The sequence below is a fragment of the Belnapia rosea genome (assembly GCF_900101615.1).
Lineage (GTDB): Bacteria > Pseudomonadota > Alphaproteobacteria > Acetobacterales > Acetobacteraceae > Belnapia > Belnapia rosea.
Genome location: NZ_FMZX01000005.1, coordinates 1 through 14,161, shown reverse-complemented (window position 1 = coordinate 14,161; position 14,161 = coordinate 1). Strand labels below are relative to the sequence as shown.

Here is a 14,161-nt window from a genome sequence, read left to right as displayed (position 1 = left end):
TTTAGCGCGCCATGACGATGTAGTTGACGCCCACGTCGCGGCTGACCCGCCAGCCCCCGCCGGGCCCCATCGAGAGCCCGGCGATGTCGGCCACGCGCAGCCCCGCCGCCCGCAGGTCGGCGCCGAGCTCGCCCGGGCGGACGAACATCCGCCAGTCATGCGTGCCGACCGGCAGCAGCCGCAGCAGGTACTCCGCCCCGAGCTTCGCCATCAGGAAGGAGCGCGGCGTGCGGTTGAGCGTCGAGAGGAAGACCGGCCCGCCCGGCTTCACCAGCCGCGCCAATTGCCGGCAGAAGGCCTCCCGGTCCGCCACATGCTCGATCACCTCGAGCGCGACGACGGCATCGAAGCCGCTCTCCTCCAGCGTCTCCGGCATCCCCTCCCGATAGTCGATGTCGAGGCCCTGGCCGGCGGCATGGGCCCGCGCCGCGCCGAGCGCGCCCACCGCCGCATCCAGCCCCGTCACCCGTGCCCCGGCCCGCGCCAGCGCCTCGCTGGCCAGCCCCGCGCCGCAGCCGACATCGAGCACGCGCAGCCCGTCCAGCCGGTTCGGGCGCCCCTTGGCGAGACGCTCGATGATCCAGCCCATCCGCGCCGGGTTCATGGCATGCAGCGGCGCCATCGGGCCCTTGGGGTCCCACCATTGCGCCGCCAGCCGGTCGAATTTGGCGATCTCTGCGCTGATCGCGGTTCCGGGTCCCGGCATGCGCCATCCTCTTCCGGTTGCAGCCCGTGGGCCGGATCGGTATCTGTGCCGGCTTTCCCGCGGCCGCAACCGCCGCAGAGGCCTTTTTCCGGACCGAACGCCCCGCCATGGCCCGTATCGTGATGAAGTTCGGCGGCACCTCCGTCGCCGATCTCGACCGTATCCGCAACGTCGCCCGCCGCGTCCAGCGCGAGGTGGAGGCGGGCAACGAGGTTGCCGTGGTGGTCTCCGCCATGTCCGGCGTGACGAACCAGCTGGTCAAGTGGTGCCAGGAGCTCTCCCCGCTCCATGACGCGCGGGAATACGACACCGTCGTCGCCACCGGCGAGCAGGTGACGATCGGGCTCCTTGCCATCGCCTTGCAGACCATCGGCGTCGATGCCCGGTCCTGGCAGGGCTGGCAGGTGCCGATCATCACCGATGCCGCCCATGGCAAGGCCCGGGTCGAGAGCATCGACGGCTCCCTGCTGATCGAGCGGATGCGCTCCGGCCAGGTCCCCGTCATCGCCGGCTTCCAGGGGCTGGAGCCGGTGCGCAACCGCGTCACCACCCTCGGCCGCGGCGGCTCCGACCTCTCGGCCGTCGCCATCGCCGCCGCGGTGAAGGCGGACCGGTGCGACATCTATACCGATGTCGACGGAATCTACACCACCGACCCCCGCATCGTCCCCCGCGCCCGCAAGCTGGAGCGCATTTCCTACGAGGAGATGCTGGAACTTGCCTCGGTGGGTGCCAAGGTGCTGCAGACCCGCTCGGTCGAGCTGGCGATGAAGCAGCGCGTGCGGGTGCAGGTGCTCTCCAGTTTCGAGGACAAGCCAGGTTCCCTGGTGGTGGATGAGGACGAGATCGTGGAACAGCCGGTCGTGAGCGGCATCGCCTATTCCCGTGACGACGCCAAGGTGACGCTCAGGCGCGTGCCGGACCGGCCGGGCGTCGCCGCCAATGTCTTCGGCACCTTGGCGAAGGCGAACGTCAACGTGGACATGATCGTCCAGAACATCGGCGCCGACGGCACGACGGACATGACCTTCACCGTCGGCAAGGCCGACCTCGCCCGCGCCCAGGACGTGCTCGAGAAGGCCCGGGCCGAGATGGGCTTCGAGAGCCTGGTCGCCGACCCGAACGTCGCCAAGATCAGCGTCGTCGGCGTCGGCATGCGCAGCCATGCGGGCGTTGCCAACACCATGTTCGGCGCGCTGGCCGAGAAGGGCATCAACATCCAGGTCATCTCGACCAGCGAGATCAAGGTGAGCGTCCTGGTCGGTGCCGACTATACCGAGCTCGCGGTGCGCGCCCTGCACACCGCCTATGGCCTGGACGGCCCCGCCTGATGGACGGCACCACCCCCCTCGCGCCGGGCATGGCCGGGCTCGACCGGCTGATGGCCCGCGGCGCCGCCTTCCTCGGCAGCCGCTACGCCATCCTCGGCGGCGCCATGTCCTGGGTCAGCGAACGCAACCTCGTCGCCGCCCTCTCCAATGCCGGGGCCTTCGGCGTCATCGCCTGCGGCGCGATGGAGCCGGACCGCCTGGCACAGGAGATCGCCGGCACCCAGGCGCTGACCCGCCGCCCCTTCGGCGTGAACCTCATCACCATGCACCCCCGCCTCGAGGCGCTGGTCGAGACCTGCCTCGAGGCGCGGGTCGGCCATATCGTCTTCGCCGGCGGCATCCCGCCCGGCTCCGCCATCAAGCGGGCGAAGGAGGGCGGCGCCAAGGTGGTCTGCTTCGCCCCGGCGCTGGCCCTGGCGAAGAAGCTGGTCCGGTCGGGGGCCGACGCCCTCGTCATCGAGGGCTCCGAGGCCGGCGGCCATATCGGCCCCGTCTCGCTCAACGTCCTGGCGCAGGAGATCCTGCCCACCATGGCCGCCGAGGTCCCGGTCTTCGTGGCGGGCGGCATCGGCCGCGGCGAGGCCATGCTCTCCTACCTGGAGATGGGCGCCGCCGGCGCCCAGCTCGGCACCCGCTTCGTCTGCGCGGCCGAGAGCATCGCCCATCCGCTCTTCAAGCGCGCCTTCCTCCGCGGCGCGGCGCGCGACGCCGTGCCGACGCTGCAGATCGACGAGCGCTTCCCGGTCATCCCGGTCCGCGCCCTGGTGAATGCCGGCACCAAGCGCTTCATGGCCCATCAGGCCGAGGTGCTGGCGAAATTCCAGGCCGGCGAGCTGAGCAAGGAGGCCGCCCAGCTCGACATCGAGCATTTCTGGGCCGGCGCCCTCCGCCGCGCCGTCATCGATGGCGATGTGGAGAATGGCAGCCTGATGGCCGGCCAGTCCGTCGGCATGGTGGATCGCGAGGCCCCTGCCGCCGATATCATCGCCGAGCTGGTCGGCCAGGCCGCCGCCGCGCTCGCCCGCCGGGCGGCCTGACAGGCCCCCGCCCGGCGTGACATCCCCGCATCGCGCGGGGTGACAAGCCGATGACATGCCCGCCCGGCGGTGCGATTCGGTTTGCCGCCCCGGCGGCAAGGGTCTACATGCCGGAAACGTGTTCGACGACATGAAGCGCCCCACCCGACCCGAACCCTCCGCAGGCGAGGCCGCCCGGCTGGGCGAGGAGTTGCGCGAGGCACGCACCACCCTCGGCCTTTCCATCGAGGACGTCGCCGCCTCCCTCCGTATCCGGCGCCCCCATCTGGTGGCGCTGGAGGAGGGCAGGGTGCGCGACCTGCCGGCCCCGGCCTATGCTCTCGGCTTCGTCCGCAGCTATGCCCGCGCCCTCGGCCTCGACGAGGACGAGATCGTGCGCCGCTTCCGCGAGGCGAGCGGCCCGGTCGTGCAGCGCAAGACCGATCTCGTCTTCCCCGAGCCGGTGCCGGAACGCGGCCTGCCCGCCGGGGCGGTGATCCTGGTCGGCGCGATGCTGGCGCTCGGCGCCTATATCGGCTGGTACCAATGGTCCGGCAGCGGCAACCGGGTGGTGGATACCGTGCCGCCCGTCCCGGCCCGGATCGAGCAGGCGGCCCGCGAGGCCGCCCCACCGCCCCCGCCCTCCTCGCCGGTGAACGCCCAGGCCGCAATCGTCCCGCCGACACCCCCGCCGGCCCCGCCCCAGGCCGCCCCGGCGCCACCCGCGGCGCCCGCCGCCCCCGTCCCGGCCGCCGCCGCGCCGGAAGGCCGCGTGGTGCTGCGCGCCAGGGCCGAATCCTGGGTCCAGCTCCGCGACCGGGCCTCGGGCACGGTGATCGTCAACCGTGTCCTCCGCCCGGGCGAGAGCTATACCGTGCCGCCGCGGGAGGGGCTGCTCTTCAGCACCGGCAATGCCGGCGGCCTCGATATCCTGGTGGATGGCCAGCCCGTGCCCGCCCTCGGCGGCGCCCAGGCCGTCCGCCGCGACCTGCTGCTGGAGCCGGACCGGCTGAAATCCGGCCAGCCTCTCGCCGCCCCCTCCGGGCCGCCCGCCGCCCCGGCGCCGCGCCCGGCCCAATAACGCCGGCCCGCGGCTTGGGCATCGGCGCCCGGGCTGCCATATTGGCCGCCAGTGTCCTGCCCGCGAGGCTCGTGAGTAACTCACGAGCCTCGCGGATAAGCAGGCCAGTGAAAACAAAGGCTGGTGGCCGGAAAGCGAAATCCGCAGGATTTCGGGATCAGGACACCAGAACCCAATCGGGATTTCACCGCATGAGCTATCGCCCGTACCAGATGATCACCCGGCGCAAGTCGCGCCAGATCATGGTGGGCAAGGTGCCGGTCGGCGGCGACGCCCCGATCACCGTCCAGACCATGACCAACACCCCGACCGAGGATGCCGCGGCGACCATCGCCCAGATCCGCCGCGCTGAGGTGGCGGGCGTCGACATCGTCCGCGTCTCCTGCCCGACGCCGGAGAGCACCGCCGCCCTGCATGAGATCGTGCGGGAGGTGAATGTCCCGATCGTCGCCGACATCCACTTCCACTACCGCCGCGCCATCGAGGCGGCGCAGGCGGGCGCCGCCTGCCTCCGCATCAACCCCGGCAATATCGGCAGCGCCGACCGGGTGAAGGAGGTGGTGAAGGCCGCCCGCGACCACGGCTGCTCCATCCGCATCGGCGTCAATGCCGGGTCGCTCGAGAAGCACCTGCTGGAGAAATATGGGGAGCCCAACCCGGAAGCCCTGGTCGAGAGCGCGCTCTGGCATGCCGCCCACCTGCAGGACAACGACTTCCACGAGTTCAAGATCAGCGTGAAGGCGTCGGACGTCTTCCTTGCCGCCGCCGCCTACCAGCAGCTGGCCGAGGTCTGCGACCATCCGCTGCACATCGGCATCACCGAGGCAGGCGGCAAGCGCACCGGCACGGTGAAGTCGGCCATCGGCCTCGGCAGCCTGCTCTGGGCCGGCATCGGCGACACGATCCGCGTCTCCCTCTCGGCGGAGCCGGAGGAGGAGGTGCATGTCGGCTGGGAGATCCTGAAGTCGCTCGGCATCCGCCATCGCGGCGTGAAGATCATCTCCTGCCCCTCCTGCGCCCGGCAGGGCTTCAACGTGATCAAGACGGTGGAGACGCTGGAGGAGCGGCTGGCCCATATCGAGACGCCGGTGACGCTCTCCATCATCGGCTGCGTGGTGAACGGGCCCGGCGAGGCGCTGATGACCGATATCGGCCTGACCGGCGGCGGCGCCGGGCGGCACATGATCTACGCCTCCGGCAAGACCGACCACACCATCGACGAGGCCACTATGGTCGACCACCTGGTCGAGCTGGTGGAGCGCCGGGTCGAGATGATCAAGGCCGCCGAGGCGGCCGAGAAGGCGGCGCTGGCGGCCGAATAGGGGTGAACGGCCTTGGCTTCTCCGCCCTGCTGCTCGGCCGGCTCGGCCAGGGGAAGCCGCCGGACCACCCGGCCCGCCAGCTTCGCCGCCTCGGCTGGATGCTGCTGGCGGAGCTGGTGCTGTTCCTGGCGCTGACCGTGGCGGATCACCTGCCACGCTAGCGGGAGTTCGGGAGGGGCAAGACCCCTCCCGTATCGTGCCCTACTGGTGGTGCCGGGCGTGCCCGCGGGTTGCCGGCCCGCGCCCCTCCATCTGCTCCGCCATCCGCAGATGCTCCTGCAGCACCGGCAGGTGACGCTGGGCGAAGGCCCTTACATCCGGGTCCGTCCCGTCCTGCGCCTCGGTCTGGAAGGCCTGCACATCCTCGCGGTGATCCTCGACCATCGCCTGGATATAGGCCCGGTCGAATTCGCGGCCGCGCAGCCCTGCCAGCCGGTCATAGATCGCCTGGTGCTGCGCCCCCATGCTGTCCGGCGGGGTGATCTGCTTCTGCTGGGCAAGGGCCAGCATCTCCTGGTTGGTCTTCGAATGGTCCGCCACCATCCGCTCGCCGAACCGCTTCACCGCTGGCGAGCGTCCGTTCCGTTGCGCCAGCTGGCCCATCTGCACCTCGGCCAGGCCACCCCGCGTCGCGGTCGTCATGAAGCCGGCATCGGTGGTGGAGAGGGTCGGGTTCACCTGCGCCTTCGCCGCCGCCACGGTGGTATCCGCCGCCTGCTGTGTCTGCGCGCAGCCGAGGAGCAGGGCGGGCATCAGCGCCGCCGACCAGATCAAGCGTTTCATCCTGTCTCTCCTTGCCGTGAATCGCCCAGGGGGCCGATGTAACAGCGCCCGAGAACCGGCACCGTTCCGTCGCGTCGCTTGCCCTGCGCGGGGCGGAGGGCTATCCGGCATCCCCATGACCCCCCTGCAACCCGCCCGCGGCACCCATGACCTGATCGGCGAGGAATTCAGGCGCCACCACCGCGTCATCGAGGTCGCGCGCCGGATCGCCACGCTCTACGGCTTCGAGGAATGGGCGACGCCCATCTTCGAGGACACCCGCGTCTTCGCCCGCGGCCTCGGCGACACCTCGGATGTGGTCTCGAAGGAGATGTACAGCTTCGAGGACCGTGGCGGGGAGAGCGTCACCCTGCGGCCGGAGAACACCGCCGGCGTCTGCCGCGCCCTGGTCTCGAACGGGCTGACCCAGGCGAACCTGCCGCGCAAGGTTTTCTATGCCGGCCCGATGTTCCGCTACGAGCGCCCCCAGCGGGGCCGCTACCGGCAATTCCACCAGATCGGCATCGAGGTGCTGGGCGCCGCCGAGCCGCTGGCCGATGCGGAGGTGATCGCCTGCGGCTGGCACATCCAGCAGGAGCTCGGCATCACCGAGGGCACCGTCCTCGAGATCAACACGCTCGGCGATGCCGCCAGCCGCGACGCCTACCGCGCCGCCCTGGTCGGCTACTTCACCGCGCACCAGGACCGGCTCTCGGCCGACAGCCGCATGCGGCTGGAGCGGAACCCCCTGCGCATCCTCGACAGCAAGGATGCCGGCGACCGCGCCATCATCGCCGACGCGCCGACCATCTTCGATCACCTGACGCCCGAGGCCGCCGGCTTCTTCGCCGGCGTCCAGCGCCACCTGGCCAGCTTCGGCGTGCCCTTCCGCATCAATGCGCGGATCGTGCGCGGCCTCGACTACTACAGCCACACCGCCTTCGAATTCGTCACCGACCGGCTCGGCGCCCAGGGCACGGTGATGGGCGGCGGCCGCTACAACGGGCTGGTCGAGGAGATGGGCGGGCCGCCCACCCCCTCGGTCGGCTGGGCCGCCGGCGTCGAGCGCCTGGCCCTGCTGGTCGAGGCCAGTGGCCTTACCCCCGCCGCCCCGCGCCAGGTCGCCGTCATCCCCGTGGGCGAGGCCGCCGAGGCCCCGGCGCTGGCCCTGCTGCAATCGCTCCGCCGCGCCGGCGTCACCGCCGAGATCGCCTATAAGGGCAACCTGAAGCGCCGGATGGAGCGCGCCAACCGCCTCGGCGCCCGCGCCGCCGTCATCCTCGGGGAGGAGGAGCTGGCGCAGGGCGCCGCCCAGCTCCGCGACCTCGATGCCGGCACCCAGCAGACCGTCCCGCTGGCGGAGATCCCCGGCCGCCTCGCATGAGCATCTCGGATAAACTCGATCGCGTCCTGACCCGCGCCGAGGAGGTCCGCCACCTCCTCGCCACCGCCGATGGCAGCCAGTTCGGTGCCCTCTCCAAGGAACTGTCGGAGCTGGAGCCGCTGGTCGAGCGGGTCGAGGCCCTCCGCGCCGCCATTCGCGCCCGCGACGAGGCCGAGGCCATGCTCGGCGACCCGGAGCTGCGCGAGCTGGCCGAGGATGAGTACCTCGCCCAGAAGGAGGCCGTGCCCCGGCTGGAGCGCGAGGTCCGCCTCATGCTCCTGCCGAAGGACAGCGCCGACGAGCGCAGCGCCATCCTCGAGATCCGCCCCGCCGCCGGCGGCGACGAGGCCGCCCTCTTCGCCGCCGAGCTGTTCCGCGCCTACCAGCGCTACGCCGAGGGCCGCCGCTGGCGCTTCGAGGTGCTGGAATACGACGAGGGCGAGCTGGGCGGGGTGAAGGGCGCCGTGGCCGAGATCGCCGGCACCGGCGTCTTCGCCCGCTTCAAGTATGAAAGCGGCGTCCACCGCGTCCAGCGCGTCCCCGCCACCGAGACGCAGGGCCGCATCCACACCTCCACGGTGACGGTCGCCATCATGCCGGAGGCGGAGGAGGTGGACGTCCAGATCAACGACAGCGACCTCCGCATCGACACCTACCGGGCGAGCGGCGCTGGCGGCCAGCACGTCAACAAGACCGACAGCGCCGTCCGCATCACCCACATCCCGACGGGCACGGTGGTGGCGATGCAGGAGGAGCGCAGCCAGCACAAGAACCGCGCCAAGGCGATGAAGGTGCTGCGCGCCCGCATTTACGAGGCCCAGCGCGCCCGCCTCTCCGAGGGCCGCGCCGCCGACCGCAAGTCCCAGGTCGGCACCGGGGACCGCAGCGAACGCATCCGCACCTATAATTTCCCGCAAGGCCGGGTGACCGACCACCGCATCGGCCTCACCCTGCACAAGATCGACAAGGTCATGCTCGGCGATTTCGACGAGATCATCGACGCCCTGACCCAGGAGGACGAGGCGGCCCGGCTCGCGGCCGAAGGGGAGTGAGCGCCTGCCCCGACCCCGCTGGCACCGTCGGCTTCTTCCTCTGCCGCGCCGGCCAGGCCCTGCGCGCCGCCGCCATCGAGGCGCCCCGGCAGGAGGCGCGGCTGCTGCTGGCCCATAGCCTCGCCTGCCGCCAGGAGGATCTGCTGCGCGACCCCCGCGCGCCCGTCCCGCCCGAGGCCGCCACCCGCTTCGCCGGCCTCCTCCGCCGCCGCCTCGGCCATGCCCCCATCGCCCATCTCCTCGGCGAGGCGGAATTCTGGTCGCTCCCCTTCCGCGTCTCCCCGGCGACCCTCATCCCCCGCGCCGATTCCGAGAGCCTGATCGAGGCCGCGCTGGAGGCCCGCCCCGACCATGCGGCCCCGCTCCGCCTGCTCGATCTCGGCACCGGCACCGGCTGCCTGCTGCTGGCGGCCCTCACGGAGTATCCGCAGGCGACCGGCCTCGGCATCGACCGCATCCCCGAGGCCGCCGCCCTGGCGCAGGAGAATGCCCGCCGCCTCGGCCTCGCCGGCCGTGCCCGCTTCCTCGCCGCCGACTGGGCCGCGCCCATCGCCGGCCGCTTCGACCTCATCCTCTCCAACCCGCCCTATATCGAGACCGGTGCCATCGCCGGCCTCATGCCCGACGTCGCCCGGCATGAGCCCGCCTCGGCCCTCGATGGCGGCGCCGATGGCCTCGCCGCCTATCGCCACCTGGCCAGGATCCTGCCCGGCCTCCTCGCCCCCGGCGGCCGCGCCGTGCTGGAGCTCGGCCAGGGCCAGCGCCCGGCCGTCGAGGCCCTGGCCCGCGCCGCCGGCCTCGCCCCGCTCGCCTGCCGGGCCGATCTCGGCGGCGTGGACCGCGCCCTGGTCATCGGCTGAGGCCTTCCCCTCGCGCTGCTTTGCAAAAAAACCGTTTGGCGCCGGCGGCCACAGCGACTAGCTTGCGATAGGCCTTCGTGAGCAGACGGGCATGACCCAGGCTGCGTAGGCCCCAATCCGTGGGGTGGTCGTGCTCAGCATGGCGTCCGCGGCGCTTTGAACCACATCGACCGCCACAGCCGATCCAGCCCGAGCGCCGGGCAAGGACGGGGCGGCCCAGCTGCGAGACGGCAGACGCAATACCGATGAACATGAAACGGATTCGCGGCCGCAGCCACCGGCATGGTGGGGGCGGCGGAGGCGGTGGCGGCGGTGGTGGCGGCGGCGGCGGGCAGTACCGCCCCGCGTCCCATCAGCCGATGAGCCGCAACCATGTCTTCGACTCCAACGGGCCGGACATGCGCCTGCGCGGCACCGCGCAGCAGCTTTTCGAGAAATACCTCCAGCTCGGCCGCGACGCGACCGGCTCGGGCGACCGGGTGATGGCCGAGAGCTATTTCCAGCATGCGGAGCATTATTTCCGCATCCTCAACGCCATGAACCAGGTCCAGCAGCAGCAGGGCGGCCAGCAGCCACCCCGCCGCTACCAGAATGGCCCGGACCAGGGCGGCGAGGGCGGCGAGAACCAGGGCGACCAGCAGTCCGAGTTCAACGGCCAGGGCAATGGCAATGGCCAGCCCTACGCGAATGGCCAGCCGGCCGAGGCCAGCCAGGACCAGGACGAGCAGCCGCGCGAGCCGGCCTGAGCCGCTTGCATCCCCTGCATTGACAGTCCCCTCCACCGGACGCAGGCTCCCCCTTGTTCCAAGGGGGGCCCCAGGCTGGGGCTGAGATATGGCGGGCCCGCCATGACCCTTCGAACCTGATCCGGGTCATGCCGGCGTAGGGAACGGAACGAGCGGGCTTCGCCCCAGCCATGTCGGGGGCAGGCCCGGCCCCACGCGTCACACCACCCGGATCTCCACTGAAGGAGGTCCAAGATGCCCGATATTTTCCCCACCGAGAGCCTCGAGGTCACCACCGGCCCGTTGCCGGCCTCGCGCAAGATCCACATCGCCGGCACCCACCACCCCGGCATCCGGGTGGCGATGCGCGAGATCGCGCTCGACCCCTCGGCGAAGGAGCCGCCGCTCCGCGTCTACGACACCTCCGGCCCCTATACCGATGCCACCTACCAGGCCGATATCCGCCGCGGCCTCCCTGGCCTCCGCGCCGCCTGGATCGAGGCCCGCGGCGATGTCGAGGCCTATGCTGGCCGCGACCCGAAGCCCGAGGATGACGGGCTGAAGCCCGGCGAGGCCCGCCGCGTCCCCGTCTTCGATCGCGGCCAGCGCCAGCCGCTCCGGGCCCGCGCGGGCGCCGCGCCGACCCAGCTCGCCTATGCCCGGGCCGGCATCGTCACGCCGGAGATGGAATACGTCGCCATCCGCGAGAATCTCGGCCGCGCCCGCCTGCGCGAGGCGGCCGAGCGCGATGGCGAGAGCTTCGGCGCCGAGATCCCCGACTACGTGACGGCGGAGTTCGTCCGCGACGAGGTCGCCCGCGGCCGCGCCATCATCCCCGCCAATATCAACCACCCGGAATCGGAGCCGATGGCGATCGGCCGCAATTTCCTGGTGAAGATCAACGCCAATATCGGCAACAGCGCCGTCGCCTCCTCCGTCGCACAGGAGGTGGACAAGCTCGTCTGGGCCATCCGCTGGGGCGGCGACACGGTGATGGACCTCTCGACCGGCCGCAACATCCACACGACGCGCGAATGGATCATCCGCAACTCGCCCGTCCCCATCGGCACCGTCCCCATCTACCAGGCGCTGGAGAAGGTCGGCGGCAAGGCGGAGGACCTCACCTGGGAGATTTTCCGCGACACGCTGATCGAGCAGGCCGAGCAGGGGGTGGATTACTTCACCATCCATGCCGGCGTCCGCCTCGCCTATATCCCGCTGACCGCGAAGCGCGTCACCGGCATCGTCTCCCGCGGCGGCTCGATCATGGCGAAGTGGTGCCTGGCGCATCACCAGGAGAATTTCCTCTACACGCATTTCGCCGAGATCTGCGAGATCATGCGCGCCTATGACGTCAGCTTCTCGCTTGGCGACGGCCTCCGCCCCGGCTCCATCGCCGATGCCAACGACGCCGCCCAGTTCGCCGAGCTCGAGACCCTGGGCGAGCTGACCAGGATCGCCTGGGCGCGCGACGTGCAGGTGATGATCGAGGGCCCCGGCCATGTGCCGATGCACAAGATCAAGGTGAACATGGAGAAGCAGCTCGAGGTCTGCGGCGAGGCGCCCTTCTATACCCTCGGCCCGCTCACGACCGACATCGCTCCGGGCTACGACCACATCACCTCGGGCATCGGCGCCGCCATGATCGGCTGGTTCGGCTGCGCCATGCTCTGCTACGTGACGCCCAAGGAACATCTTGGCCTGCCGGACCGGGACGACGTGAAGACCGGCGTCATCACCTACAAGATCGCCGCCCATGCCGCCGACCTGGCGAAAGGTCACCCCGCCGCCAAGCTCCGCGACGATGCCCTCAGCCGCGCCCGCTTCGAATTCCGCTGGCGCGACCAGTTCAACCTCGGCCTCGACCCGGAGACGGCCGAGCGCTTCCACGACCAGACCCTCCCGGCCGAGGGCGCCAAGCTGGCGCATTTCTGCTCCATGTGCGGCCCCAAATTCTGCTCGATGAAGATCAGCCAGGAGGTCCGCGAGGCGGCGCAGCAGGGCATGGAGGAGATGTCCGAGCGCTTCCGCGGCAATGGGGGCGAGATCTACCTCCCCCCCGTGGCGCGCTAGGCCGGGAGACAGGCCGGGGAGGCGGTGGTCTCCCCGGCTCCCTATCCGTCCATGTCCGCTTGCCTTCGGGCGGCGGACAGGATTAGGATTATTTGCCTCCAGCACCGCCTTGTCCGGCGGCTGGCCAGGGAGGCGCCTCAAACCCTAAAAGCTTGAAATTTCCGGCCAAACGGGAACGAATTCAATGCCCTGACCGCCACTGGTTGATGCCGTTTGAAGCGGTTTGAGCCGCGGTCAGTGCAGCATGTCCCCCTGCAGCGGCTCCAGCGCATCGCCCACCGCCAGCCGCCCACCCTCGATCACCTCGGCATAGACGCCGAGATCGGCATGGCCGAACGCCTCCCGCAACACCTTGGGCGGCTTCGCATCCCGCTCCGCCGTTTCCGGGTTCACCTCCGTCGCCGGGCAGCGGACGATCCGCTTGAACACCCGCAGCCGCGCCCCGCCGAGCTGGATCTCCTGTCCGACCAGGTCGAACTCCGCCCAAGGGTGGCTGCCCGAGACATAGACATTCGCCCGGAACCGCAGCGGATCGAGCCGCATCCCCGCCGCCTCCTCCAGCGCATGCAGGGAAGCGAGGCCGATGATCGAGACGCATTTCGCCGCCACATCGGTGAAGTTGTGCCCCGGCGCCTCGACGAAGCGTGGCACGCCCCGCGCCTCCTCGCCGAGGAAGTGGGTGAGGAAGGCGGCGATCTCCGCCCGGCCTGCCTCGCTCCGCGTATCGCCCACCAGCGGCTCCCCTTCCGGCGGGCGGATCAGCAGCTGCCCGCTTCGCGGGTCGAAGGCCGTGTGCAGCAGGGCCAGCCTGGCATTCGCCATGAGGCAGCCGAAATGCCGCTTCTGCATCCAGCTCGGCGCCGCCGGATCGAAGGGGGCATCGCCCTGGGCCAGGGCGAAGCGCCGGTCATGCGGCAGGCATTCGCCGGGCTTGAGGGTCACCTCCTCCAAGGCCTCGGCCGTCAGGCCCTTGATCGGGTAGCGGTAGATATGTTCGACGCGCATCGGAATAAATTCTCCCGCCCCTTGACCTCGCGCAAGGCGAATTACCACATCCTGTGACGAACTGGATGCCGTCGTCGCCTCTTGAGGGGCGGTGGCCTCCGTCGCCTCGATGAGGGACAAACGCTATGGACATTGAGAAATTCACCGAACGGTCCCGCGGCTTTCTCCAGGCCGCCCAGACCATTGCCATCCGAGAGTACCACCAGCGCGTCACGGCGGAGCACCTGCTGAAGGCGCTGCTCGATGACGAACAGGGTGCGGCCGCGGGCCTGATCCGCGCCGCCGGCGGCGATGCCGCCCGCGCCAAGCAGGCCATCGACCTTGAGATCAGCCGCCAGCCAAAAGTCACCGGCGGCGGCGCCGGCCAGCCCCAGTTCACCCCCGACATCGTCCGCGTGCTGGATGCCGCCCAGCAGCAGGCGCAGAAGGCCGGCGACGAGTATGTCGCGCAGGACCGGCTGCTGGTGGCGCTCGCCGCCTCCGACACCCCGGCGGGCCGCGTGCTGAAGGGCGCCGGCGCAGATGCCCAGCGCCTGGAGGCCGCTGTCACCGACCTCCGCAAGGGTCGCAAGGTCGACAGCCAGAACGCCGAGCAGAGCTTCGACGCGCTGAAGAAATACGCCCGCGACATCACCGAGGCCGCACGCGAGGGCAAGCTCGACCCGGTCATCGGCCGCGACGAGGAGATCCGCCGCGCCATCCAGGTCCTCGCCCGCCGCACCAAGAACAACCCGGTGCTGATCGGCGAGCCCGGCGTCGGCAAGACCGCCATCGTCGAGGGCCTCGCGCTTCGCATCGTCAAGGGCGACGTGCCAGAGGCGCTGAAGTCGAAGCGCGTCATGGC

At 70.8% G+C, this 14,161-nt stretch carries 14 protein-coding genes and 1 riboswitch; of the genes, 11 read left to right on the top strand and 3 right to left on the bottom strand.

Annotated features, from left to right (window positions below):
* Position 1: 1 nt before the first annotated feature.
* Positions 2 to 706, bottom strand: coding sequence for a bifunctional 2-polyprenyl-6-hydroxyphenol methylase/3-demethylubiquinol 3-O-methyltransferase UbiG (ubiG, locus tag BLR02_RS11765; protein WP_090663287.1), 705 nt, complete (start codon positions 704 to 706; stop codon positions 2 to 4).
* A 107-nt stretch (positions 707 to 813) separates the two neighbouring features.
* Here ubiG and BLR02_RS11760 point away from each other — a divergent pair, with 107 nt between their 5' ends.
* The 5 genes from BLR02_RS11760 to BLR02_RS29460 all read left to right on the top strand — a co-directional run bounded on the left by BLR02_RS11760 (position 814) and on the right by BLR02_RS29460 (position 5,617).
* A complete protein-coding gene (locus BLR02_RS11760; RefSeq protein WP_090663489.1) occupies positions 814 to 2,037 on the top strand; it encodes an aspartate kinase in 1,224 nt (407 codons plus the stop codon).
* The gene (locus BLR02_RS11755) at positions 2,037 to 3,074 is read left to right on the top strand and encodes an NAD(P)H-dependent flavin oxidoreductase (protein ID WP_090663286.1); all 1,038 of its coding nucleotides are present in this window, start codon (positions 2,037 to 2,039) and stop codon (positions 3,072 to 3,074) included. The genes BLR02_RS11760 and BLR02_RS11755 overlap by 1 nt, the downstream gene beginning before the upstream one ends.
* Positions 3,075 to 3,192: 118 nt before the next feature.
* Complete coding sequence (locus BLR02_RS11750; RefSeq protein WP_176849524.1) at positions 3,193 to 4,134, top strand: helix-turn-helix domain-containing protein; 942 nt, start codon at positions 3,193 to 3,195, stop codon at positions 4,132 to 4,134.
* A gap of 191 nt (positions 4,135 to 4,325) precedes the next feature.
* Positions 4,326 to 5,456: a flavodoxin-dependent (E)-4-hydroxy-3-methylbut-2-enyl-diphosphate synthase gene (gene ispG / locus BLR02_RS11745; RefSeq protein ID WP_090663282.1), complete on the top strand. Its 1,131-nt coding sequence runs from the start codon at positions 4,326 to 4,328 to the stop codon at positions 5,454 to 5,456.
* Between the two features lie 2 nt (positions 5,457 to 5,458).
* Positions 5,459 to 5,617: a hypothetical protein gene (locus BLR02_RS29460; RefSeq protein WP_176849523.1), complete on the top strand. Its 159-nt coding sequence runs from the start codon at positions 5,459 to 5,461 to the stop codon at positions 5,615 to 5,617.
* A 40-nt stretch (positions 5,618 to 5,657) separates the two neighbouring features.
* On the opposite strand, the gene BLR02_RS11740 is transcribed toward BLR02_RS29460, so the two are convergent.
* Positions 5,658 to 6,239, bottom strand: coding sequence for a DUF4142 domain-containing protein (locus BLR02_RS11740; RefSeq protein ID WP_176849522.1), 582 nt, complete (start codon positions 6,237 to 6,239; stop codon positions 5,658 to 5,660).
* A gap of 115 nt (positions 6,240 to 6,354) precedes the next feature.
* Here BLR02_RS11740 and hisS point away from each other — a divergent pair, with 115 nt between their 5' ends.
* From hisS to thiC, 5 genes are all read left to right on the top strand, one after another.
* On the top strand, positions 6,355 to 7,602 hold the full coding sequence (gene hisS, locus BLR02_RS11735; protein ID WP_090663278.1) for a histidine--tRNA ligase: 1,248 nt from the start codon (positions 6,355 to 6,357) through the stop codon (positions 7,600 to 7,602).
* Complete coding sequence (gene prfA / locus BLR02_RS11730; protein WP_090663276.1) at positions 7,599 to 8,654, top strand: peptide chain release factor 1; 1,056 nt, start codon at positions 7,599 to 7,601, stop codon at positions 8,652 to 8,654. The genes hisS and prfA overlap by 4 nt, the downstream gene beginning before the upstream one ends.
* Positions 8,651 to 9,514, top strand: a complete 864-nt coding sequence (prmC, locus tag BLR02_RS11725) for a peptide chain release factor N(5)-glutamine methyltransferase (RefSeq protein ID WP_090663274.1) — start codon at positions 8,651 to 8,653, stop codon at positions 9,512 to 9,514. Before prfA ends, prmC begins: the two co-directional genes overlap by 4 nt.
* A 245-nt stretch (positions 9,515 to 9,759) precedes the next feature.
* On the top strand, positions 9,760 to 10,260 hold the full coding sequence (locus BLR02_RS11720; RefSeq protein ID WP_090564122.1) for a DUF4167 domain-containing protein: 501 nt from the start codon (positions 9,760 to 9,762) through the stop codon (positions 10,258 to 10,260).
* A gap of 51 nt (positions 10,261 to 10,311) precedes the next feature.
* A riboswitch (TPP riboswitch) is annotated at positions 10,312 to 10,421 on the top strand.
* Between the two features lie 73 nt (positions 10,422 to 10,494).
* On the top strand, positions 10,495 to 12,312 hold the full coding sequence (gene thiC, locus BLR02_RS11715) for a phosphomethylpyrimidine synthase ThiC (RefSeq protein WP_090564125.1): 1,818 nt from the start codon (positions 10,495 to 10,497) through the stop codon (positions 12,310 to 12,312).
* Positions 12,313 to 12,546: 234 nt separating this feature from the next.
* Here thiC and BLR02_RS11710 read toward each other — a convergent pair whose 3' ends face one another.
* Positions 12,547 to 13,317: an MOSC domain-containing protein gene (locus tag BLR02_RS11710; protein WP_090663272.1), complete on the bottom strand. Its 771-nt coding sequence runs from the start codon at positions 13,315 to 13,317 to the stop codon at positions 12,547 to 12,549.
* 125 nt (positions 13,318 to 13,442) lie between these two features.
* On the opposite strand from BLR02_RS11710, the gene BLR02_RS11705 reads away from it, so the two are divergent.
* The coding region (locus BLR02_RS11705; RefSeq protein WP_281201050.1) for a Clp protease N-terminal domain-containing protein at positions 13,443 to 14,161 on the top strand (719 nt) is incomplete at its 3' end.

Excerpts from the sequence above, each read along its gene's own strand:
- ubiG (WP_090663287.1), bottom strand. The coding sequence starts at position 706 with ATGCCGGGACCCGGAACCGCGATCAGCGCAGAGATCGCCAAATTCGAC.
- BLR02_RS11760 (WP_090663489.1), top strand. The coding sequence starts at position 814 with ATGGCCCGTATCGTGATGAAGTTCGGCGGCACCTCCGTCGCCGATCTC.
- BLR02_RS11755 (WP_090663286.1), top strand. The coding sequence starts at position 2,037 with ATGGACGGCACCACCCCCCTCGCGCCGGGCATGGCCGGGCTCGACCGG.
- ispG (WP_090663282.1), top strand. The coding sequence starts at position 4,326 with ATGAGCTATCGCCCGTACCAGATGATCACCCGGCGCAAGTCGCGCCAG.
- BLR02_RS11740 (WP_176849522.1), bottom strand. The coding sequence starts at position 6,239 with ATGAAACGCTTGATCTGGTCGGCGGCGCTGATGCCCGCCCTGCTCCTC.
- hisS (WP_090663278.1), top strand. The coding sequence starts at position 6,355 with ATGACCCCCCTGCAACCCGCCCGCGGCACCCATGACCTGATCGGCGAG.
- prfA (WP_090663276.1), top strand. The coding sequence starts at position 7,599 with ATGAGCATCTCGGATAAACTCGATCGCGTCCTGACCCGCGCCGAGGAG.
- BLR02_RS11720 (WP_090564122.1), top strand. The coding sequence starts at position 9,760 with ATGAACATGAAACGGATTCGCGGCCGCAGCCACCGGCATGGTGGGGGC.
- thiC (WP_090564125.1), top strand. The coding sequence starts at position 10,495 with ATGCCCGATATTTTCCCCACCGAGAGCCTCGAGGTCACCACCGGCCCG.
- BLR02_RS11710 (WP_090663272.1), bottom strand. The coding sequence starts at position 13,317 with ATGCGCGTCGAACATATCTACCGCTACCCGATCAAGGGCCTGACGGCC.